The organism is Nonomuraea sp. NPDC003560, from assembly GCF_042878785.1.
In the GTDB taxonomy this organism is placed as follows: Bacteria; Actinomycetota; Actinomycetes; order Streptosporangiales; family Streptosporangiaceae; genus Nonomuraea.
In genome coordinates, this window is record NZ_JBIAOF010000004.1 from 162,883 (window position 1) to 184,956 (window position 22,074).

A 22,074-nucleotide genomic window follows, 5' to 3' on the forward strand; every position below is an offset into this window, starting at 1 on the left:
GAGCGGCACGTGGGTCGTCACGTGCTCTCCTGGTGGCCGGAGCGGGGGATGACGGCCGTGGGGGTCGCCCTCGGCACGCCGTGGTTGATGACGCTGGCGGCGATCCGGCGCTCGGTCAGCCCCATGTGCGGACGGGGCGCGCCGGCCGGACGCACGGCGGCGGTGCCGCGGATGATCGAGCTGGCGTGCACCCACCGGCGGGTCTCGGCCAGCACCTCGCGCTGCGCCCTGGGCAGGTCGCCGTGGGCGGCGTAGTGCTCGCAGACGGACCACGCGAGGGCGCGGGCCATGATCAGGTGCTCTTCGCAGGCCGCGGCCACCTTCGACTCCAGCCCGACCACCTGGGCCAGGAGCAGTTGCAGGTGGGACAGGCCGGAGCTGCGGTCGAACCCGTCGAGCTCGGCCAGCCGGGCCGGCCAGCGCAGCCGCCGCTCGACGGCGGCGCGGGTCGCGGCGGCGACGTCGGCCGCGGTGCGGCCCCGCGGGTCCTCGCCCTCCAGTTGCACGGCCCGCTGCGCGGTGTGCTCGAAGTCGGACAGCCGCTTCAGCCCGCTCTGCAGCAGCCTGATGCGGTTGTGCAGGCAGGCGGCGCTCCAGCCGAGCACCAGCAGCCGGTCGCTGTCGGCCTCGCAGTGCCAGCCGACGAGGCTGACCTCGCGGGCCATGCGGTGGTGGAGCACCCATGCCTCGCGCGGGTCGACGTGGACGGGGGCGTCGATCCACACCTGCAGGCCGCCGGGGGGCAGCTCGCCGACGCCGACCTCGACCCCTTCGGGGGCCACCCTGGCGCAGATGCGCTGGACGACCTTCTGCTGCGCCGCCGTCTCCGGCGCCACCGGCGCCGGGTCCGCCGCCCAGACCGGCGGCACGCGCTCGGGGGCGACTCGCGCCCTGGGCTCGATGCTCATCTGAGGCCACCTCCAGACCCGAAGGTCCCTCCTGCGTAAATTGACACTTAATCCTGCAGCTCTGATCCTCGGGTCGCAGCCCGTCGCTGTCAACTGACACTTAACGAATACCTATCGGACGCACGGTTGGCAACCCTGGGACGCAGGTGAAAGAAGGGGCCTGAGGGGGCAGAGACAAGGCATGGCCTCGCCCGTCGCGAGGCGGCCGCCCGCGAGCGGCCACGAGAGGAAGGAGTCCCCGGTGGCGATGCCCAGAGCCGCGCTGGCGGCGGTGTTCCTGGCCGCCGGGCTGCCCGCGGCCCATGGGGTCACGCACGCCGGCGAGACGTTCTGCCGTATGCCGGAGTTCACCGGCAAGTCGGTTCCGGAGGGGCCTTACCTGATCGACACTGATGTCTCACCGCGGTGGATTTACCCGTACCCGACGCCCGCCGAGCGCGAGCCGTCGTCGGAGCAGCGGCTCGACTTCGCCGGGTTCCCGAGCGTGGCGGCGCTGGACACGGTGGGCCGCGACGGCGCTCCGGTCAGGAAGCTCCTGGTCACCTACGCCACCAACGTGGACAAGGTCGTCACCCTCTCCAGTGAGTCGGCGACCTCCGACGACGGCGGCGTCACGTTCGGCCCGAGCAACCGCACGCCGCTGCGGGAGGCGCCGATCGAGCTGCGCGACGGCCGGCTGCTGGCCCTGGAGTACTACCTGCGGCGCTCCGGACCGGGCACCGCCAAGCTGGGCGTGCTGTCCTCCACCTCGGCGCACGACGAGAGCTGGGTGCGCTGGGAGGCCACGGTCTCCTCGCCGGACGCCGGCGCCTCCGGCGGGGCCGCGCACGGCCTGCCGATCCAGCTCGCCGACGGCACGATCCTGTTCACGGCCTACATCCGCCAGGGCGACACCGAGTCCTACCAGGCGGAGGTGTTCGCCAGCGACGACGGCGGCCGCACGTTCGCCAGGCGCGGCGTGATCGCCCCGCCCCAAGGGCCGTTCGTCCACAACGAGACCGCCCTGGCCCAGACGCTCGACGGCTCCCTGCTGGCGGTGCTGCGCAGGGACGGCGAGCCGCCCTCCACGCTGCACCAGAGCCGCTCCTCCGACGGCGGCCGCACCTGGTCGCCGGTCCGGCCGCTGCGCATCGACGGCCAGGACTGCCTGGTGCGCGGCGTGGCGCCGCGGCTGCTGCTGATGCCGGACGGCGTGCTCGTGCTCAGCGCCGGGCGTCCGCACAACTGGCTGGCGATCGCCCCCGACGGGATCGGCGAGGAGTGGCGGCAGCAGACGGTGACGTACCGCAACAGCGACGGCGTGCGGGACGTGCACGGCTCCTCGGGCTACACCGCCGTGGCCGCGGTCGGCCCGCACCGGCTGATCCAGGTGTTCGACAACTGCAAGCTGCCCGGCGTGCGCCCCGACGGGCTGCTCAACGAGACGGCCTGCCCGGCCCACGGCAAGTTCGAGAACGGCGGCTGGTACGCGATCAAGCGCCGCCTGTACACCGTCACGCCCCCCGGCCCCGACCTGCTCGACCTGGCGGCCCTGTACCGCCGCGGCGCGCTCAAGGTCGAGACCGACATGCGCTGGACCCGTCCCGGCCGGCCGCGCACCGGCCCGTCGGGCGCCTTCGACGGCAGCACCGACTACTGGTCCGGCGCCGTCGCCGCCGGCCCCGGCCGGTACGTCCTGCACCTCGACCGCCCGTACGCGATCAATCGGATCGGCCTCGCCCTGCGCCCCGGGCACGCGGCCGGCGCCCGCGTGTACGTCTCCGCCGACGGCCGCTCCTGGGGCGAGCCCGTCGTCACCGTCGAGGACCGGACCGACTACGCCATGCGCTACCACACGGTGGCCCGCACCGGCGCGCACGTCATGGTCGTCACCGAGCCGACGGACGACTGCGACGCCGAGATCGGCGACTCCTGCAGCATGCTCAGCGAACTCGAACTCTACGGCCGCTGAACCCGGCCGGAATATGCGGATTATCAGGCGGGCCGAAATGGCGCGAGCCTACGGAATGTGACGCCCGGACACGGCGGGCTTTTCGGGACCGGAGTTTCTCCCGGCCGGGCGGAAACGCGCGACTCGGTTACTGTGACTTCCGTTCCTCTCTGCCCGCCTTCCGGCCTGCCGCGGTGACGAATGGCCGGACCGATGTTCCGGAGAGCCGATAAATTGCCGCCCCACTCCCCCGGCGCCGAGGCGTCGCCGTGCGCCTGATCCCCTCCCGCCCCTTCGACAGCGCCGCCGTGTGCGGCGTGACGGGCACCGTCGCGCTGCTGTGCGCCGCCGAGGCGGCCGGCCGCCTCGGGCTCGTCTCCCAGCTGGAGCTGCCGCTCGCCTCGGCGGTCCTGGCCACCGCCGCCGGGCTCGCCGCCGACCCCGCCTTCCTGGCCGACGTGCTGGCCACCTGCGGCGCGTGGGCGCTCGGGCTGCTGACCGCCGTGGCGGTGGCCGTGCCCGCCGGGCTGCTGCTGGGCAGCCTGCCGCCGGTCGAGCGGGCCCTGCGGCCCGTGCTGGAGTTCCTGCGGCCCATCCCCTCGGTGGCGCTCATCCCCCTGGCCGCGTTCGTCTTCACCGGCCGCCTGGAGACGGAGGTCGCGATGATCGTGTACGCCGCCACCTGGCCCGTCCTGCTCAACACCATGTACGGGCTGCGCGAGGTCGACCCGCTGGCCAAGGAGACGATGCGGGCCTTCGGCTTCGGCCCGCCGGCCGTCCTGTGGCGGGTCAGCCTGCCGAGCGCGGCCCCCTTCGTGGCGACCGGCGTGCGGGTGGCCGCGGCCATCGCCCTGATCCTGGCCGTCAGCACCGAGCTGCTGGCCGGCACCAGCGGCATCGGCCACTTCATCATCGTGGCCGAGAGCAGCCCGGACGGCCTGCGGCTGACCATCGCCGCCACCCTGTGGGCCGGTGCGCTCGGCCTGCTCACCAACGCCCTGCTCGCCCACGCCTTCCGGCGGCTGCTGCGCTGGCACACGACGCTGACGGGAGCGGCACGATGATCAGATCCGTGGCGCGGCTGTGGGCCGTGCCCGTCGTCGTGGCCGTCTGGGAGCTGGCCACCAGGGCGGCGGGCAACCCCTACTTCCCGCCGCCGTCCACGATCGCGCTGCGCCTGCGCGAGCTGTGGATCAGCCGGACGGCCCTGGACGACCTCTCCCACAGCCTGGGCCGGCTGCTGACCGGCTGGGTGCTGGCCGGCGTGCTGGGCGTGGCGGCCGGGGTCGCCATGGGCCGCTCGCCGCTGCTGTCGAGGTTCGTGGACCCGGCGGTGCAGTTCTGCCGGGCGCTGCCGCCGCCCGCGCTGCTGCCGGTGTTCCTGGCGCTGTTCTCGACCGGCACGCTCATGCAGGTCATGACCATCGCGTGCGGCATCGTCTGGCCGGTGCTGGTCAACGCCGCCGACGGCGCCCGCGACGTGGACCGGCTGCACCTGGACACCGCGCGGGTCTTCAGGCTGTCGGCCGGGCAGCGCCTGCTGCGCGTCGTGCTGCCCTCGGCGGCCCCGAAGATCCTCGCCGGGCTGCGGCTCAGCCTGTCGCTCGCGCTGATCCTCATGGTGATCGCCGAATTCTTCGCCACCGACGGCGTCGGTTTCCGGTTGCGCGCCGCCCAGCGTTCCTTCGACCTGCCGGGCATGTGGGCGGCCGTCACCGTGCTCGGGGTTCTGGGTTATCTGCTCAATCAGGTTTTCCTGATTCTGGAACGCCGGTTGGTGGCGCATTATGGCGCGACCGAATAAAGCCGCCCGGGAATGCGGAAGATTGCCGGACGGCTGTTCTTTTTCCCCGGCACGCTTTGTTCACGAACTCAACTCTCTGGGAGCGTTTTCATGCGTCTGTTACTCGCGGCGGTCGCCCTCGCCCTGGCGATGACCGGGTGCGGCGGGGCGGATCCCCGGCCGTCGTCCGGCGGGCCGGAGAAGGCCGTGCTGAACCTCGGCATGCTGGCCCTTCCCGAGGTCGCGCCCGTCCAGATCGCCATCGACAAGGGGTTCTTCGCCGCGGAGGGGCTGACCGTCAAGCCCGTCGTGATCCAGGGCGGGGCCGCCGCGATGCCCGACCTGATCAGCGGCAAGCTCGACGTCCTGCACAGCAACTACGTCTCGGCGATGCTGGCCGCCGCGCGCGGCGTGGGCCGCTTGAAGGTCGTCGGCGACGCCTACGCGGCCAAGCCCGGCAACTTCGTCCTCATGACGAGGAAGGACTCGCCCGTCACGAAGCTGGCCGACCTCAAGGGCAGGAAGGTCGGCGTCAACACCCTCGGCAACGTCGCCACCCTGGCCGTGAGCGCGCTGCTCAAGCCCGCCGGCGTGGCGCCCGCCGACATCACCTTCGTCGAACGGCCCTTCCCGCAGATGGCCGGCGCCCTGGCCAACGGCGACGTGGACGCCGCCGTGCTGCCCGAGCCGTTCTGGCAGACCGCGGCCGCCACCAGCGGGGCCCGCAGCCTGTCCGACCTGTTCACCGGGGCCACCGCCGACTTCCCGATGGCGGGCTACCTGACCACCGAGGGCTTCGCGGCCGACAATCCGCGCACGGTGGCCGCCTTCCAGCGCGGCCTGCGCAAGGCGGTGGACCTGGCCGTCGCCGACCCGGCCCAGGCCAAGGCCGCGCTGCTCAAGTACACGAGGATCGACAAGGCGACGGCCGACCTGATGGCGCTGGGCGGCTACTCCACCACCGTCGACAGGGCCCGGTTGCAGCGGGTGGCCGACCTCATGCTGGAGTTCAAGGGCAACGGCTACCTGGAGGCGCCGTTCGACGTCTCCACCCTGCTCCTTCCCGGCGGCTCGTCATGACGGGCCTCGCGGGACGGCGTCCGCGGCGGGTGGTCATCGCCGGGGCGGGCATCGCCGGGCTCACCGCCGCCCTCAGCCTGCACGCGGCCGGCATCACGGACGTGACCGTGCACGAGGCCGTCAAGGACATCCGGCCGCTCGGCGTGGGCATCAACCTGCTGCCGCACGCCGTGCGCGAGCTGATCGAGCTCGGCCTGGGCGACCGCCTGGCCCGGGTCGGCGTCGAGACGGCCGACCTGACCTTCGTCACCCGGCGCGGGCAGCGCATCTGGACCGAGCCGCGCGGCCGGGCCGCCGGCCACGCCTGGCCCCAGTACTCGATCCACCGCGGCCGGCTGCAGCTCCTGCTCCTCGACGCCGTGCGCGAGCGGCTCGGCCCGGACGCCGTGGTGACCGGTTCCCCCGTCACCGGCCTCGACCACGACGCCGACCTGCTCGTCGGCGCCGACGGCATCCGCTCCGGCGTCCGGGCCGCGCTGTTCCCCGGCGAGGGCGAGCCGCTGTGGGGCGGTCACGTGCTGTGGCGCGGCACGTCCCGGGCGCGGCCGTTCCTCACCGGCCGATCCATGATCATGGCGGGCGACGGCGCCCAGAAGATCGTCATCTACCCGATCGCGCCGCCGGACCCCGACGGCACGCAGCTCGTCAACTGGGCCATCCAGCACCGGGCCCCCGAGACCGTCCCCCGGGGCGACTGGAACCGGGAGGTGGAGATCGGCAAGTTCCTGCACCACGTGGCCGACGTGCGCTCCGACGCCCTCGACATCCCCGGCCTCATCGCCTCGGCCGACAAGGCGTACGAGTACCCGCTGGTGGACCGGGACCCGCTGCCGTACTGGTCGTCGGGGACGGTGACGCTGATGGGCGACGCCGCGCACCCGATGTACCCGACCGGGTCCAACGGCGGCACGCAGGCCGTCATCGACGCCCGCGTGCTGGCCCACGCGCTGGCCACCGGCCAGGGCCTGGAGTTCTACGAGAGCCGGCGGCGGCCGGTCACGAACCGGATCGTGCTGGCCAACCGCGAGGACGGACCCGAGGTCGTCCTGCGGATGGCGCACGAACGCGCCCCCGACGGGTTCGCCGACATCGAGGAGGTCATCCCCAGGGACACGCTGGAGAAGATCGCGCTGCACTACAAGCAGCTCGCGGGCTTCGAGCCGGCCACCCTGAACGCCCGCCCCAGCTGGTCGGTCCCCCCGGACACCGGCCAGGGGTCTGCTTCCCTGAACGCCGGCCAGGAGTCGGTTCCCCTGGACGCCGGTCGGTCCGAGAGCTCGCCCTGACCGCGGCACGTGTTCTGGAGGTGGGTGCGGTGAGGCGGGGGCGCGTGGGCGCCCCCGCGCGGGACCGGGCGCGGCCTCCTACCGCTTGGGCGGGAGGTCGTCACCGCGGTTGCGGTTGCGGGTGTGCTCGCGCGCGTCGCCGTCCTCGTCGACCTCCAGGCGTTCCCTCCTGACCTGGCCCTCGACGGTCTCCTCGTGCTCGACGCGCTCCTTGTGCACGCGGATGTGCTCGACCGGCCTGGTCTCCTTGCCGATCACCGGCCGCTCCTCGTGCAGGGTGATCTGCTGCTCGTCCTCGCCGATCTCGTACGTGCCGGGCTCGCCGTCCCTGATGGGCTCGCGCTCGATCACGACCTCCTCGTGCGCGAGCGGCACCCGCTCCTGGACGTTCTCGGTCTCGACGTACTTGCGCAGCCGGACGTGGCCGCTCTCGCGGCTCTCCTTGCCGATGTGGAGCTGCTCCTCGGACGTGGTCATGTCGATGTCGCGGTCGCCCACGTCCCTGCCGCGCATCCGGCCCGGCTGCCCCGGCTGGCCCATCGCGCCTGTCTGGCCGGTCGGCGGCTGGCCGGTCATGCCCGGGCGCATGCCGCGTTCCCCGGCCGTCCGCGGCTCTCCGGCGGGCCGCTGGGCCTGCCGCTCCCCCGCGGCGGGCGAGCGCTGGGACGGGATGGTGGACGGCTGCATCCCGTAGTACCGGTAGAGCTCGGCCTCCTCCTCCAGCGACAGGCGGCCGTCCACGTCGATGTTGGGCGCGCCCTTGATCATCTCCTTGTCGAAGGGGACCCTGATCTCGTCCCCGGAACGGCGGGCGTTGGCCAGCGGCACGAAGGTCTGCTTCATGCCGAAGAACCCCGTGCGCACGGTCACCCACTCCGGCTCACCGGTGCGGTCACTGAGGTAGACCTGGCCCACCTTGCCGATCGACTGTCCGTCCGACCCGATCACATGGCACTCGAGCAGGCTCCGGATCTCTGTTTGCATAGCCACGACGATCCCCCCGATTGTTCGTCCTGGTTCAAAAAGGACAAATACCCCAGAGAGTCGCATTTGCACACACGGGTCGGCCAGTCTTTGCCATGGATCGGCCTACGGCGGAGGCACGCCGCGGCCCTGCCGGGAGCCCTCGTAGGCGGCCCGCCGCAGCCTGGCCGTCCATCCGGCCGGGCGCAGGCAGGGGGCGCTGTTGAGCACGGGGTCGAAGGTCAGGTCCGCGGTGTGCAGGCGCAGGCGGGCCAGGTAGCGACCGCCCGCCCACAGGTGGAACAGCAGCGGGCCGCGGGCCAGCGCGCCGGGCAGCAGCGCGGGATCGGCGGGCACGCGCTCCCCCTCGGGCCGGGCGACCAGCCGGTACCGGCCGGTTCCGTACACGTACGCCGTGAGGCTGGAGTACGGCCCCGACGTGAAGGTGCGGCGCGGCACCGGCACAGGGCCCGCGCCGGTGGACAGCAGCAGGTCCACCCCGTTGGGCAGGCGCACGGCCAGCCCCAGCACGTCGGGCAGCCGGCCCGGCAGGGACAGCCCCTTGGACAGCCGGGCCCGCACCTCGTGCTCGCCCGGCTCGCCCAGCGGCGCCGCCTCGACCGTCAGCGTGCCCGCCAGGAGCAGCCCGCGCCGGTGCAGCGCGCGGCCGTGCCGGAGCCCGGCCAGCACGCGCGCCGCGGCGCGGGCGAAGGAGTCGAGCGCGGCCGGAGGGCCCGTGCCGCCGGGCATCGCGGACGTCTTCGTCAGTAGTCTTCCTGCGCCTTCTTCAGCGCCTTGAGGTGCTCCTGCAGCGTCGGGGACGCGGACTTGGCCAGCGCCACCACCGCCGGCGAGGAGCCCTTGGAGATCTCCTCCTTGGTGGCCTCGATCGCCGTCTTGTGGGCCTTGACCATGCCGACGACGAACTCCTTGTCGAACTCCTTGCCCTTGGCGTCCTGCAGGCGCTTGGCCATGGCGGCCTGGGCGGAGGTCGGCGCGGCGGGAAGCTGGATGGCGAGCTGGCTCGCGGTCTCGGTCACCTTCTTGTCGAACTGGGTGTGGTCGTCGACGAGCATCCGGCCGATCGACTTGATCTGGTCGGTGGCGCCCTTCTTCTCGGCCAGGCGGCCCGCCTCGATCTCGGCCAGGTTCCCCTGGTGGATGGTCGCCATCCAGGTCCTGTCCTGCTCGGACGGCTGTGCGTCGGTCCGCGGCGCCAGCCCCGCGGTGTTGGTGGTGGCGCTTTCGCCGCACCCGGACAGGGCGACGACGGCCGCGGCGGCCAGCAGCATGGTCAGACGAGTACGCATGAGGTTTCCTATGACATGGTGACACTTCTCCGACACAGAGAGTAACCATGCGCTCGCGACTTCCCCCTCAGGCGCGCCGCGTCGCACCCCTGGCTGCCGGGTGTCGCGGGCCGCCGCCATGAGCCGTCATCATGTTGACGGACGAGACGCGGTCGGACCTGACCGCCGAGAGCGCGAGGAGAAGGATGACGCCACCGGCCCGATCACCGGAGCAGCGCAAGCGGGACACGCTCGACCGGCTCGAACACGACGTCGACGCCTGGGTGGCCACGGCGGGCGACGGCGGCCCGTACATGACGCCGCTGTCGTTCCTGTGGGACGGGCACCGGCTGCTGCTGTCCACCGCCGACGCCACGCCCACCGCCCGCAACCTGCTCGACGGCGGCACCGTGCGCCTCGGCCTGGGCCTGACCAGGGACGTCGTCCTCATCCACGGCACCGTGACGGCGCAGCCGGCCGCCACGATCCCCGGCGACATCGGCGACGCGTTCGCGGTGAAGACCGGGTTCGACCCGCGGGTGTCGCGCGGCCCGTACACGTACTTCTGGGTCACGCCGGTGCTGGTGCAGGCGTGGCGCGAGGTGAACGAGCTCGCCGGGCGCGACCTGATGCTCGACGGGAAGTGGACCGTCTAACCGAACCCCAGCACCAGCGCGGTGTGCCGCTTCACGATGACGAACTCCTGTCCCGACCCATGGGCGGCACTCTCTGAGGTGGGGCTTTCTGACGTGGGACTCTCTGGGACGGGGCCTTCTGGGACGGGGCCTTCTGAGGCGGGGGTGCGGTGGGCGGTCAGGCGTAGGTCGGTGGTGCGTGGGCGGCCTGCGGCGGCCCATGCCCTGACGTGCGCAGCCAGCTCCTCGGCCAGCGCCGCGCCGCCCGGCCCGTATCCCTCGGCCACCAGCTCGGCGCCCCCCGCACCACTCGCCACGGCCGTCGGACCGGGGGCGTCGGGGTTCCGTCGCCCAGTCGGATCGGCGGCGTCGGGGGTGTCTCGTCCGGTCGGACCGGGGGCGCGGGAGGCGCGGGGGGCGAGCACGGCGATGGCGGAGCCGTCGGTGAGGCCGAAGGTGCCGCCGTAGCCGCCGTTCCGGTAGACGCCGAGCACGCACCAGCGCGGCTCGTGCAGCGCCAGCCACAACGCCACGTCGGCGCCCGCCTCCGCGAGCGGATCCCGCCCCGCCGCCGGGCCCGCCGTCGCGAGCGGATCCCGCCCCGCCGTCGGGGCCGCCGTGGGGCCCGCCGTCGGGGGCGGCGTCGGGCCCGGCGGCGGGCCCGGCGTCGCGGGTGGTTCCGGGAGCGGGGCGGGCGAGGTGACGGCGACGGTCGTGGGGGCGGTTTCCAGGGCGGTCACGAGGTCGCCCAGCTCGCGCGCCACCGGGAGCGCCAGCCACAGGTCAGGGTCCCGGCGCAGCATGACCACCGCCTCCGGCCCCGCGGACGGCCCCCGCAGGCGCATGAACCCGCAGGGCGCCACCGTACGTCCGGCCCAATGGCCGCCCGAACGTTCCAGCGCCACCGACACCTGCACCCCGCGCAGGTCGAGCGGCACCACCAGCCGCCCGCCCGGCGCGAGCTGGTCGAGCCAGGCCGGAGCCAGGTCCCACACGCCGACGGCGGCGATCACCCGGTCGTACGGCGCCGCCCCGGCGAACCCCTCGCCCCCGTCCGCGCACACCACCTCGACCTGCGGGAACCCGGCAGCCGCCAGGTTGCGCCGGGCGTCCCGCACGATGCCGGCGTCGAGGTCGAGGCTGACCACCCGCCCGTCCGGCCCGGCCAGGTGCGCCAGCAGCGCCGCGTTGTAGCCGGTGCCCGCGCCGATCTCCAGCACCCGATGGCCGGGCTCGACACCGAGCTGCCCGAGCATCGTCGCCATGACGGACGGCTGCGACGACGAGCTGACCGGCAGCCCGTGCTCGTCCCGCCGGGTGACGACCGGCACGTCGCGGTAGGCGGTGCGGGGATCGACGCCGGGCAGGAACAGGTGGCGCGGCACGGCGAGCAGCGCGTCCGCCACGTCGTCGGCGATCTCCTGACGCTCGCGCAGGCCCGCGACCATGGCCTGCCTGAGCCGGACGGCATCCATGTCGCGATTGTCCACCGGCCGGGAATTCACGGTAAAGAAAACGCCAAGAAGGATTGGGCTCCGGGATGGGGGGAATGGCAGGCAACTTCTGTACGTCGACCGTTTGGAGGAGCCGTAGTGCTCACCCTGACAGCCAACGCAGCCCAGGCGATCCGCGACCTGACCGCGTCCGCGCCGGAACCCGCCCAGGGCGGGATCCGCATCTCGTCGCAGGGCGAGGGCGCGAACTCGCTCACCCTCTCCCTGGCCACGGCCCCTGAGCCGGCCGACGAGGTGGTGGAGACCGAGGGCGCGCGGGTCTACCTCGATCCCGTGGCCGCGACCGTGCTGGACGACAAGTCCCTCGACGCCGGGGCCGACGCGCAGGGAAGCGTGTCGTTCATGGTGACCCCGCAGGCGGTGTGACGGGCAGCCGCCGTACCGGTGCTCACGCCGGTACGGCGGCCCCGCACCCGGGTCAGCCGGCCAGGAGCTTGTGCAGGTAGCGGACCTGCTCCTCGGTCTGGTAGCCCGACCCGCCCTCGTGCCCGTTCCAGGGCCAGACGGTGATCTCCTTCGGCCCCTGCCAGTGGTTGTAGGCGGCGAAGACCGTGGAGGGCGGGCAGACGTAGTCCATGAGCGCGACCGAGTACAGCACGGGCACCCGGCCGCGGGCGGCGAAGTTGACGCCGTCGAAGTACGACAGCGTGCGGAACACCTGGTCGGCGCCGTCCCGGCGGGAGGCCAGGAAGCGCACCACCTCCTGGTACGGGTCCCGGTCGGTGATCTCCAGCGCCCGCCGGAAGTGCGTCAGGAACGGCACGTCCACCAGCGCGGCCCGCACCGACGGGCGCAACGCCGCCGTGGCCTGCGCGATCGCGCCGCCCTGGCTGCCGCCCGAGACCACGATGCGCCCGGCGTCCACCGCCGGATGGGCCGCGGCCACGTCGACCGCCCTGGCCGCGTCGGTGAACACGCGCCGGTAGTAGTAGTCCTCGGGGTCGAGGATGCCGCGCGTCATCATGCCGGGCGCCTGGACGTTGGCGCTGCCGTGCGGGTCGCCGGTCGTGCCGGGGCTGGTGGGGCTCGCGCCGCCGTGTCCCCGGGTCTCCATCACGAACACCGCGTAGCCGGCCGCGGGCCACAGCAGGTGGTCCTTCGGGAACCCGCGCCCGCCGCTGTAACCGATGTAGTGCATCACGCACGGCACCGGCTCCCGCACGCCGCGCGGCAGGATGAACCAGCCGCTGATCCGGTGGCCGCCCCACCCGGCGAACGACACGTCGTAGACGTCGACGCCGCTCAGCGGCAGATCGTAGGGCACGAACTCGGCGGCCGGGTCGAACGCCTCGGCCTCGGCAAGCGTACGGGACCAGAAGTCGTCGAAGTCGGCGGGCTCGTCGCGGTCGGGGAGGTAGGCGCGCAACTGCTCGATCGGGAGGTCGAACAAGGACACGGGGGGACTCCAAGCTGTAGGCAACCCTGATATTTCACCTCATCAGCCCAGGTAAGCGCTATCCTCCGCCGGCGGAAGCTGAAAGCGCGCGTACCGGGTAGTGGAGGTCGCGTGATCGAATACGTGATCGAGGTTCCTTCCTCCCATCTCTATCCCGGCCTGGTGCTGGAGGCCCCCGCGGACGCCGAGGACTTCCTCGTGCTGTTCACCGACGACTCCGAGTCGCGCGCCCAGCTCCTCGGCGACGCCTCGGGACGTCCGGTGCTCAGGGTCGGCGGATACATGACCACGAACGGGACCGTCATCGACGAGCGGGTGTGGACCGTGCGCGAGACGCTGCGCACCGGCGACCGCCTGCGCATCCGCCTGGGCCGCTCGCTCCCCTCCCCCGTCACGGGCTAGCGTCCCCTTTGTGAGGTCTTTTGCCGGGATGGTGGCGGGCGCCGCGGTGCTCGCGCTGTCGCCCGTCGCCGGGCTGGCCGCGCTGGCCGGGACGGCGATGGTGGGCGCGCGGCCCGGGGCGTTCACGGTGACCGGTCTCGCGGTGTTCGCCTCGGTGTGCTACCTCGGGCTGCTGCTGTGCGTGCCCCGGCCGCGCGCGACCTGGGGGCGGTGGTTACGGGCCGCGCTGATCCTGGCCGTCGAGGTGGCGGTGGTCTGGCGGGTCGCGGACGCGACGCTGACCCCGCCGCCGGCGCCGTCCGCGACCCCGTCGCCGGTGGCCGGGCAGCACGAGTGGCGGCTGCCGACGGGGTCGCGGCTGGCGTACGTCCGGGTCGCGCCGAAGCGGGTCACCCGCCCGGAGCCGGTGGTCTTCCTGTCCGGCGCGGCCGGCCTGGCGGACCTGGCCGCCGATCCGGCGTTCTACCGGCGGCTGGCCGCCGACGGGCACGAGGTCTACGTCTACGACCGGGTGGGCGCTGGACGCTCGGCGCGGCTGCCGGACCCGGCCGCGTACGGGCTGGGCCGCGACGTGGCGGACCTGGAGCAGGTGCGGCAGGCGATCGGCGCCCGCCGCCTGACCCTGGTCGCGCGCGGCGAGGGCGCCCGGCTCGCGGCGGCCTACCTGTCCGCCCATCCGGACGCGGTGTCGAGGGCGGTGCTCGCCTCCCCCGCCGACCTCGACCGGGCCCGTGCCGCGACGCTGCTGGACGACGGCCCGCCCAGCCCCAGGATGCTCGCGGTCCACACGCTGCTGCGGGTCGAACCGGCGGCGGCGCACGCGTTCGCCGGCGACGCCGAACTCGACGCCCGGGCCGCAGGCTCCGCCGTCTGCCCGGAGGGCCGGCCCGCCGGGAAGCCGCCCCAGGCCCAGTCCGACGGTTCGGGTGGGTATGCGTGGCTGGTGGACCGGCCGTCGCCGCCGGGGATGCGGGAGGGGCTGGCCCGGGTGACGGCGCCCGTCCTGGTGGTCAAGGGGGCGTGCGACGGGGAGAGCTGGTCGGCGGCCACCGACGTCCGGCGGGCGATCCCCGGTGCCGGGCTCGTCTACGCCGAGGGGCGGGGGGCGTACCTGGCGACGCTGCGGGCGTTCCTGGCGGGCCGGGCGGTTCCGCCGTACGAGGGGGCCACGCCCCCGGCCGGTTACCGGGGGCCGTGGTGAACCCGGCTCAGCGGTCCCGCGTCCGGGGCTCCGGGCGGCCGGGGCGGGCGCAGGAGCCGGCCGTGGCCGCCGCCACCTTCCATCCCGCGTCCGGGAACGGCGACATGAAGTGCGTCAGCAGGTCCACCGCGTAGTCGGGGGCCTGCCCGCCGGGGTCGAGGAAGGACACCATCTGCGGGCCGTCGGAGCCGCGCAGGGTGATCGAGCCGTCCCTGCCGCCGGAGGCGAAGCCGGGCTTGGCGTCCACGGTGAGGCAGGCGAGCCCGATCCCGGCGGCGGCGATCTCCTGGCGGGCGCCGATGCGGCGCATGCGCTGGTCGTAGCGGCGCAGGGCGAGCGAGGTGGCCCGGGTGAGCCGCAGGGAGCCGGTGAAGGCGTCCGCGCCGATCCTCCTGCTCAGCCTGACCCGCAGGGAGACGTCCGGCCGCAGGTCAACGCCCTTGGCGGTCAGGCGGAGGCGGTCGTAGGCGCCCTCGAAGCCGGGCGCGAGGAACCCGGCCGCGGCCGGCGCCTTGAGCCCGAACGGGATGCGCCCCGGCCGCACCCGCAGCCAGGACACGCGCCGGACCGCCAGCGACACCTCCCGCACCGCGCTCGCGCCGAGCGCGAAGTCCCCGCCGACCTGGTAGGTGAGGAACCCCGAGGTGTACGGCACCTCCTTGGACACGGCGATCCGCTGCCGCTGGACCGGGCCCACGCGCAACCCGGCGCCCACCGCGACGCGGCCCGTCGGCCCGGGTTTCGAGACCAGATCGAGCGACTGGTCGGGATTGAGGCGGATCGTCGTGTCGGCGGCAAGGTCCTCGACCGCGAGCGAGACCCCGCCGAGCCGCCCGGACGGGTCCACCAGGCGGCCGTCCACGGCCAGCCGGCCGTCCAGGGTGCTCGCGCCGCCCCGGTAGGTGAGCGTGGGGACGCTCAGCCCGGCGGCCGAGGCGTCGGCGTCCAGGCCGAGCACCGCGGGGACGTCGGTCAGCCGCAGCCCGCCGCTGCCCCGGCCGGGCAGGGTGACCTCGGCGGTCAGGCGTTCGACCGGCGCGGAGTTCCGTACCCGGATCCGGGTCCTGGCCCCGTACGTGCCCCGCACGTCCACGGCGGCCGGCACCGGGTCGAGGGCCACGTGGCCGCGCAGCCCGCCCGCCTCGGCCCGCACGTCGAGCGCGCCCAGCGTGGCAGGCGGCTCGACGCGGTAGGCGACGTGCCCGGCGTCCAGCGGGCCTACGGACAACCGGGTGATCCTCGGCGGCAGCCGGGTCAGCGTGGCCCGCGCCCTGATCGGGACCGGCGCGAGCACGCTGCTGTCCAGGTGGAGGACGAGGGTCCGGCGTCTGGGGGCGAAGCCGGAGAAGGCGAACGTGCCGCCCGCCGGGTCGATCGTCACCTGGCTGGGCAGGCCGGTGACGTCGAGGTAGCCCTGCAGGCCGTAGCAGCCGCGTCCCGCCGTGCAGAACGGGCCCTGACCGCAGCCGCCGGCCGGGCAGCCGCCGTCCGTCAGCGAGAGGCCGCCCTCGACGGCGGGCGCGGGACGCATGCGGGCCAGCGCGGCGGTCCTGCCGAGCCAGGCGCGGGCGGTCACGCCGAGCCGGGAGCCGGAGTAGGTGAGCCTGCCCTCGGGCGTGGCGGCGACGGTCAGGTCGCCCGGCACCGGCCCCACCCTGCCGAGGACGCCGAAGCGCACGTCCCCCAGGACGATGTCGGCGTCCACGGCGAGCCGCTGCCTGGCGGCCCGGAACCGGGCCAGGAACCCCTGGCCGGACGGGCTGAGCTCGACCCGCGACAGGCCCCTGACCAGCACGCTCGCGTCCAGGTCGCCGCCGGTCCTGTCGTAGTGGGCGGCCAGGTGCGGGCCGCTGGGGGACGTGGCGCCGTCGTGGTTGGCGACGGCCAGGGCCGCCGACCCCATCGGGCCGGACAGCCCGCGGAAGCGGTAGATCCCGTCCTTCCAGGCGGCCTCGAAGCGGGCCGGGACGCCGGTCACGTCGGCGGCGGCTCTGAGCACCCGGCCGCCCGTCCTGATCCGGGCCAGCGCCGACACCTTGGCCACGGGGGCGCTCGCGGTCCAGGCGAGGGTCCCGGCCGCGGTGTCGGCGGCCAGTTCGGCCCGCTCCGGCACACCCTCCACCGCCACCCGCACGTCGTCCCCGGCCGAGGCGCCGTCGAGGGCGGTGACGTACGACCTGGCCGCGTAGAGGCGGAGGGCGCGGAGCCGGCCGGACGTGGCGACCTCGACCGCCGAGCGCTCGCCCAGCGTCCACGCGGTCCTGACGTCCCCACGCACCCCGCGGACCGTGCCGTCGATCGTCGGCCCGCTCCGGACGTCGGCGTAGGCCGCCCGGACCCGGTCGATCGCGCCGCCGGCCCGGTAGACGGCCGTTCCGGCGGCGGGGTCGAGGGTGAGGTCGGCCTGGGCGGGGGTGTTGGAGATCTCCAGGCGTGCCAGGCGTCTTCCGTCGAGGCCCGCGGCCACGAAGGGCCGGCCGCTCGCCCTGCCCTCCAGGCGGGCGTGCGGCGCGCTGCCGTACGTGACGTCGAACCCCGACACGCCGGACAGCAGCGCCGAGACCCCGGCGGCGTCGCCGTTCTTGATCAGGGTGACGTGGCCGCCGGCGGGGCTGGAGATCGCGCCGCCGCCGCGTTGCAGGACCGCGGCGAACCGGCCGATCGGCGAACTGGCCGTCTGCGTGACGCGGTGCGCGGCCGGGTCGCTCTCCAACCGGACCCGGGCCGGCAGCCCGCTCAGCTCGGCCCGCAGCACGGTCCCGGACGCGGCCCGGTCGTAGTACAGCACCTTGGCCGAGCCCGCCCGCGCGGGCCCCGACGACTCGACGGTCAGGCTCTGCCTGCCGCCGGACGCGACGTGGGCGGCGGTGAACGAGCGGGGCACCTCGCGCAACTCGGCGCTCGCCGCCGTGGCCAGGCGGCCGTCGCGGTAGAGGTGGGTGTGCAGCTCGGCGCGGGCGATCGGGGCTGGGGCGGTGAAGCGCATCCGTCCGCCGGCCAGGCGCACCTGGGCACGGGCAGGCATGCGGTCCAGTACGGCCTGCGTGTAGCGGCCCGGGGAGACCGCGATCGTGTCCAGCCTGGCGGGACGGGACGCGGTCACGTCCAGCTCGATCTCTGGAGAGGTGGTGGCGTCCCGCTCGGCGGCCCGGGTTGGTGAGTCGAGGGTGGCCTCGACCGTAAGTCGTTCGGTGGCTGGGGTCTGGCGCAGGCTCACCGCCGTGCGTCCGGTCAGTCCTGCCAGGGTGACGGCGGACGGTCCCGGGTCCTTGCGGGTGACGTTCGCCCTGACCGTCCGGCCGTCCGGGTCGATGGTGAACGTCCCGCGGTCGAGCGCCGACAGCGACGCGCCGCCGCGCAGGCCGTCGAAGCCGACGGTCACCTTGCCGTCGTACTCGGCCCAGACCAGCGCTCTGACCCTCTTCCCGGACAGGCTCCTGACCGCGAACCCGAGCCCGATGCCCCCGCTCCCGGTGTTCGCGACGGGCACCAGGTCGGCCGCCAGGTCGGGGAGGCCGTCGCCGGTGACGTCCGCGGCGACCGGCACGGCGACGGGCCTGCGCGCCGAACACGCCACCGCCCGCTCCACCCCCACCACACACAACCGATACGTCACCCCTTGTCTCGCCGGCAGAGCCCCACCGGCCGCATCACCCACCGGCCCTCCCACCGAGACGACCGAGCCGCCTCCCTGAGGGGGGATTGCGCGGCCTCCCTGGGGGCGGATCAGGGGGCCGATGTCCAGGCGCAGGGCGTCCAGGGCCTTGGTGACGGACGGGGGCGGGCGCAGGAGGGTCAGAGGGGCGGCGCCGGTCGTGTCGGGCAGGAGGGCGGCGGGGTCGGGGGCCCGCCGTCCGAGCCCCTGCCGTTCCTGCCGCCGAACGGCCTGGGCGGCGATGGCGTCGGCGAGACCCGTCCCGGCGGGCGTGGTGATCTCCGGCCGTTCCGGCCCCACCGGCCCCTTCCCCATCGCCCGTACGGCGGGCGACGGACCCGACGGAACCCGCACCACGGCAGGCGGCGGCTCCGGAACCCCGGGCACCACCTGCGCCATCACCTGACCTCCCGTCGACGCCTGAACCACTCGCGCAGTCAAGGCATGACCGGAGGCCGCGACGACGGGCGGACCTGCCAGTGCCGTGGCTGCGATGGACGTCGAAGCGAGCACGCGCAGAAGGGCGTGCGGCATGAAGCGTTCCCCCGAACCCGTCTAACTCATCCCATCAGAAACAATGGTCACGAGATGACCATATTTCCTCACTAATCGTCAAACGCGGCGCAACATGGAACTCCAGTTCCCGCCCCGCCACTTCGTCCCTGGCCACCTCACCCCCCGCCGACGCGTTCGCTCGACGCCAGGTCAGCCGCTACGCCGCCCGGCGCGCCCCCGTCCGGCTCACCGCCGTGACCACGGTGGCCGCCACGGCGAGCACCAGCAGGACGCCCACCGCCAGCCGGTAACCGTCCTGCAGCACGTCGGCCACGCCGGACAGCCGGGCGGGGTCGGCGGCGTAGACCAGGTGCCGCTCGGCGGCCGGCACGGACGCGGCGACGATCGCCAGCGACATGGCGGTGCTGATCACGGTCGAGACGTTGACCAGCATGAGCCGTACACCGTTGACCACGCCGAGCCGGTCCTGCGGCGCGTCCATCATGATCGCGGTGGTGTTGGCGGTGATGAACAGCCCGCTGCCCGCGCCCACCAGCGCGAGCGCCGTCCCGAGCCAGGCGTAGGGCACGGACGGGTCCAGCGCGGCCAGCATGACCGCCATGCCCGCCGCGCTCACCGCCGAGCCGGCCACCGCCACCGTGCGCGGGTGGAACCGTCCGGTCAGCGCCCCGGCGACCAGCGAGGTCAGGGCCGAGGCGGCCGAGACGGGCAGCACGGCGAGCCCGGCCTGGGCGGGTTCGAACTGCCGGGTGGACTGCAGGAACAACGAGATCACCAGCACGATCGAGAACTGCCCGAGCGAGTTGAGCACGGCGGCCAGGTTCGCCAGCGCGAAACCGCGGTCGCCGAACAGCCGCAGGTCGAGCAGCGGCGTCCGGCTGCGCCACTCGACCAGCGCGAACACCGGGGCCGCCGCCGCGAACGCCACCCCGCCCGCCACCACCCACGGGCTCAGCCAGCCGAGCGAGCTGCCCTGCGACAGGGCCAGCAGCAGCCCGCTCAGCCAGGTGAACAGCAGGACGATCCCCGGCACGTCCAGCCGCTCGCGCGGGCCCCTCGGCACCGGGCGGAGAGTGACCGCGCCCCAGACGATGGCCGCGACCCCGACGGGCACGTTGAACCAGAAGATCCACCGCCAGCCCGCCGCGCCCGCCAGGAACCCGCCGAACGACGGCCCCACGAGCCCCGCCACGGAGATGATGGCCATGTAGACGGCCATGCCACGGCCCAGGCGGGCCGGCGGGAAGGCGCGGGCCAGGATGGCCGAGCTGTTGGCCAGGATCATGGCCGAGCCGCACGCCTGGGCGACGCGGGCCGCGAGCAGCACCTCGATCGAGGGCGCGAACCCGGCCGCCAGGCTCGCGACGGTGAACACCACGAACCCCAGTAAGTACGTGCCGCGCCTGCCGAACAGGTCGGCCACCCGCCCGAACACCACCAGCCCGACCGAGCTGACCAGCATGTAGGCGAGCAGCACCCAGCTCGCCAGGAAGGCGCCGACGCGGAAGTGCGCGACGACGGCGGGCAGGGCGACGTTGAGCGAGCTGGAGTTGAGCCCGGTCAGGAACATGCCGAGGCTGGTGACCGAGACGGCCCGCCAGGCGTACCGGAGCTGCGCCGCCTCATCCTCCGCCCCCACCCCCGGCACCGCCGCGACGGCCTCGGACTCAGTCACACCGGACCGCCTGAACGTTCATGCCCACTCTTTCTAGAATCCCCCTCTAGGAAAGAGCTCACCCCACCGATTGTCAAGATCCCAGCCCAGGAACGTACGGCCACAGGCGCGGGGCACAGGGGGGCGCTGCGGGAGTTCGCGTCCCGTCCAGGGAAGGTTCAGGCCAGTGTGCGGAGGGCCTGCTCCACGGTGTCGCCGGTGCCGACGGCCACCTCGCCGCCGTCGCCGTCACGCGCCACGGCGATCACGCCGGACCCGGTCGGATGGCGGCTCAGGGTGACCGTGCAGCCGTCGCGCAGCAGCGTCTCCACGTCGGCCGTCCTCTGCGGCGCGGCCCGCTCACCGGAGCCGGGCCCGAGCAGGCGGGTGGCCGCGATCAGCGCGGCGACGGGCGTCCGGTGCCGGGCCAGGAGCACAGGGCTGTCGTCGTACGGCTCCGAGACCTGCCGGACGAGCTCCCCCAGCTTCGCCTTGGCCGTGGACAACGACACCACCGGCAATCCGGTCAGCATCCCGGGAACCTTGGACAGCGGCACCAGCGCGGCCCACTCCCAGCGCTCCCGCGTGATCAGCGTGATCTGCCCCTCACCCGCCGCGCCCACCAGCGCCCCCCAGCGGGACCGTGCCTCCTCGACCCCGATGGGCACGCCCAGCCTGTCCTCCATCTCGCTGTAATTGATCATGAGGAAAACCGTAAGGCACCTTACGATATTCGCGCAAGGATCCTCGCCCGCCCCCGCGAGGCGTCCGACGCACTCACCCCCCGCGACACACCCTCCGGACGAGGTCGTCGGCGGCCTCCCGCCACTGCGGGTACTCGAAGGCGAAACCCGCCCCCAGCAACCGCCCCGGGACCACCCGGCGGCTCTTGAGCAGCAACTCGGTGTCGGACCGCAGCGCGTACGCGCCGAGCTCGGCCATCCACCGCGTCGCGGGCAGGCCCACCGGCACGCCCCAGGCGGACCGCAGCGTCCGCATGAACGCGGCCTGCGGCAGCGGCCCGGGCGCGGCCAGGTTGACCGGTCCGTCCAGGTCGTCCCGCCCGGCCAGGAACTCGACCGCGCGGACGAGGTCGCGGTCGTGGATCCAGGACACGTACTGCGCGCCCCCCGCCAGCGGCCCGCCGAGGCCGAGCCGGGTCATGCGCAGCAGCACGTCGAAGACGCCGCCGCGGTCGGGGCTCATCACCATGGCGGTGCGCAGGGCGACCTTGCGCGTGTGCGGGGTCTCGGCCCGCTCCTGCTCCCGCTCCCATGCCTTGGCGATCTCGACGCTGTAGCGCCAGTAGCGCGGGACGCCGGGCTCGTCGCCGCCGATCAGGCCGGTCGCCTCGTCGTTGGGGGCGTCGAAGCGGTGGGCGTAGAGGGTGGCGGTGCTCATCTGCAGCCAGACCCGGGGCGGACGTGCGGCGGCGGCGATCGCCCGTCCCACGACTTGGGTGGAGCGCACCCGGGAGTCCATCATGGCCCGCAGGTTGGCGGGGGTGTAACGGCAGTTCACGCTCCGCCCGGCCAGGTTGACCACGAGGTCGCTGCCGTCGATCTCGCGGGCCCACGCGCCCAGGGTCTCGCCGTCCCAGACGACCTCGCCCTTCCGGGACGGCCTGCGGGTCAGCACCACGACCTCATGGCCGGCGGAGGTCAGCGCCCGGCGGAGAATCTCGCCGACCTGTCCGGTTCCTCCGGGAATCACGATCTTCACTCTGCCGACCCTACTCCCGTCTTTTGAACGCGTTCAGGGCGGCCCCGAGCACCGCCGGGCAGCGCGCTCGTCGCGGCGGAGGGCGTCGGAAGGGACGGAGGAGCGGAGGAGCCTGGCCGGGCGGGAGTTCGTGGGCGCAG

19 protein-coding genes are annotated in these 22,074 nt (G+C 74.0%); 9 read left to right on the forward strand and 10 right to left on the reverse strand.

The window, feature by feature from the left end:
• Positions 1-17 precede the first annotated feature (17 nt).
• Entirely contained in the window at positions 18-908 is an 891-nt protein-coding gene (locus tag ACFYUV_RS16995) for a hypothetical protein (protein ID WP_387669467.1), read from the reverse strand.
• 247 nt (positions 909-1,155) lie between these two features.
• Between ACFYUV_RS16995 and ACFYUV_RS17000 the strand changes: the two genes are divergently transcribed.
• From ACFYUV_RS17000 to ACFYUV_RS17020, 5 genes are all read left to right on the forward strand, one after another.
• The gene (locus ACFYUV_RS17000; protein ID WP_387670365.1) at positions 1,156-2,859 is read left to right on the forward strand and encodes an exo-alpha-sialidase; all 1,704 of its coding nucleotides are present in this window, start codon (positions 1,156-1,158) and stop codon (positions 2,857-2,859) included.
• Between the two features lie 248 nt (positions 2,860-3,107).
• Positions 3,108-3,902 (forward strand): ABC transporter permease, encoded by a 795-nt coding sequence (locus ACFYUV_RS17005; RefSeq protein ID WP_387669469.1) that lies wholly within the window; start codon positions 3,108-3,110, stop codon positions 3,900-3,902.
• Positions 3,899-4,642 carry an ABC transporter permease gene (locus tag ACFYUV_RS17010; protein ID WP_387669470.1) on the forward strand — a complete coding sequence of 248 codons (744 nt, stop codon included), beginning with the start codon at positions 3,899-3,901 and terminating at the stop codon, positions 4,640-4,642. The genes ACFYUV_RS17005 and ACFYUV_RS17010 overlap by 4 nt, the downstream gene beginning before the upstream one ends.
• Positions 4,643-4,732: 90 nt before the next feature.
• Positions 4,733-5,701, forward strand: a complete 969-nt coding sequence (locus tag ACFYUV_RS17015) for an ABC transporter substrate-binding protein (RefSeq protein WP_387669471.1) — start codon at positions 4,733-4,735, stop codon at positions 5,699-5,701.
• Positions 5,698-6,987: a flavin-dependent oxidoreductase gene (locus tag ACFYUV_RS17020; protein WP_387669472.1), complete on the forward strand. Its 1,290-nt coding sequence runs from the start codon at positions 5,698-5,700 to the stop codon at positions 6,985-6,987. Before ACFYUV_RS17015 ends, ACFYUV_RS17020 begins: the two co-directional genes overlap by 4 nt.
• 78 nt (positions 6,988-7,065) lie before the next feature.
• Here ACFYUV_RS17020 and ACFYUV_RS17025 read toward each other — a convergent pair whose 3' ends face one another.
• The 3 genes from ACFYUV_RS17025 to ACFYUV_RS17035 all read right to left on the reverse strand — a co-directional run bounded on the left by ACFYUV_RS17025 (position 7,066) and on the right by ACFYUV_RS17035 (position 9,260).
• The gene (locus tag ACFYUV_RS17025) at positions 7,066-7,971 is read right to left on the reverse strand and encodes a DUF2382 domain-containing protein (RefSeq protein ID WP_387669474.1); all 906 of its coding nucleotides are present in this window, start codon (positions 7,969-7,971) and stop codon (positions 7,066-7,068) included.
• A gap of 105 nt (positions 7,972-8,076) precedes the next feature.
• Positions 8,077-8,700, reverse strand: coding sequence for a hypothetical protein (locus tag ACFYUV_RS17030; protein WP_387669475.1), 624 nt, complete (start codon positions 8,698-8,700; stop codon positions 8,077-8,079).
• 14 nt (positions 8,701-8,714) lie between these two features.
• On the reverse strand, positions 8,715-9,260 hold the full coding sequence (locus ACFYUV_RS17035; protein ID WP_358286231.1) for a DUF4142 domain-containing protein: 546 nt from the start codon (positions 9,258-9,260) through the stop codon (positions 8,715-8,717).
• A 131-nt stretch (positions 9,261-9,391) separates the two neighbouring features.
• On the opposite strand from ACFYUV_RS17035, the gene ACFYUV_RS17040 reads away from it, so the two are divergent.
• Positions 9,392-9,895, forward strand: coding sequence for a pyridoxamine 5'-phosphate oxidase family protein (locus ACFYUV_RS17040; RefSeq protein WP_387669477.1), 504 nt, complete (start codon positions 9,392-9,394; stop codon positions 9,893-9,895).
• Here ACFYUV_RS17040 and ACFYUV_RS17045 read toward each other — a convergent pair.
• Positions 9,892-11,349 (reverse strand): methyltransferase domain-containing protein, encoded by a 1,458-nt coding sequence (locus tag ACFYUV_RS17045; RefSeq protein WP_387669479.1) that lies wholly within the window; start codon positions 11,347-11,349, stop codon positions 9,892-9,894. The genes ACFYUV_RS17040 and ACFYUV_RS17045 overlap by 4 nt on opposite strands.
• Before the next feature lie 117 nt (positions 11,350-11,466).
• Between ACFYUV_RS17045 and ACFYUV_RS17050 the strand changes: the two genes are divergently transcribed.
• Complete coding sequence (locus tag ACFYUV_RS17050; RefSeq protein WP_352327979.1) at positions 11,467-11,754, forward strand: iron-sulfur cluster biosynthesis family protein; 288 nt, start codon at positions 11,467-11,469, stop codon at positions 11,752-11,754.
• A 52-nt stretch (positions 11,755-11,806) separates the two neighbouring features.
• Here the strand turns inward: ACFYUV_RS17050 and ACFYUV_RS17055 are convergent, their stop codons facing one another.
• The gene (locus tag ACFYUV_RS17055) at positions 11,807-12,784 is read right to left on the reverse strand and encodes an acetylxylan esterase (protein WP_387669480.1); all 978 of its coding nucleotides are present in this window, start codon (positions 12,782-12,784) and stop codon (positions 11,807-11,809) included.
• Between the two features lie 111 nt (positions 12,785-12,895).
• Between ACFYUV_RS17055 and ACFYUV_RS17060 the strand changes: the two genes are divergently transcribed.
• Entirely contained in the window at positions 12,896-13,186 is a 291-nt protein-coding gene (locus tag ACFYUV_RS17060) for a hypothetical protein (protein WP_364337599.1), read from the forward strand.
• A 10-nt stretch (positions 13,187-13,196) separates the two neighbouring features.
• Positions 13,197-14,387, forward strand: a complete 1,191-nt coding sequence (locus ACFYUV_RS17065; RefSeq protein WP_387669481.1) for an alpha/beta hydrolase — start codon at positions 13,197-13,199, stop codon at positions 14,385-14,387.
• Between the two features lie 7 nt (positions 14,388-14,394).
• Here ACFYUV_RS17065 and ACFYUV_RS17070 read toward each other — a convergent pair whose 3' ends face one another.
• The 4 genes from ACFYUV_RS17070 to ACFYUV_RS17085 all read right to left on the reverse strand — a co-directional run bounded on the left by ACFYUV_RS17070 (position 14,395) and on the right by ACFYUV_RS17085 (position 21,934).
• Entirely contained in the window at positions 14,395-18,441 is a 4,047-nt protein-coding gene (locus tag ACFYUV_RS17070; RefSeq protein WP_387669483.1) for a hypothetical protein, read from the reverse strand.
• Between the two features lie 313 nt (positions 18,442-18,754).
• Positions 18,755-20,233: a DHA2 family efflux MFS transporter permease subunit gene (locus tag ACFYUV_RS17075; RefSeq protein ID WP_387669484.1), complete on the reverse strand. Its 1,479-nt coding sequence runs from the start codon at positions 20,231-20,233 to the stop codon at positions 18,755-18,757.
• Positions 20,234-20,391: 158 nt separating this feature from the next.
• Positions 20,392-20,916 (reverse strand): type II toxin-antitoxin system prevent-host-death family antitoxin, encoded by a 525-nt coding sequence (locus ACFYUV_RS17080; RefSeq protein ID WP_387669485.1) that lies wholly within the window; start codon positions 20,914-20,916, stop codon positions 20,392-20,394.
• Positions 20,917-20,989: 73 nt separating this feature from the next.
• Positions 20,990-21,934, reverse strand: coding sequence for a TIGR01777 family oxidoreductase (locus ACFYUV_RS17085; protein ID WP_387669487.1), 945 nt, complete (start codon positions 21,932-21,934; stop codon positions 20,990-20,992).
• Between the last annotated feature and the right edge of the window lie 140 nt (positions 21,935-22,074).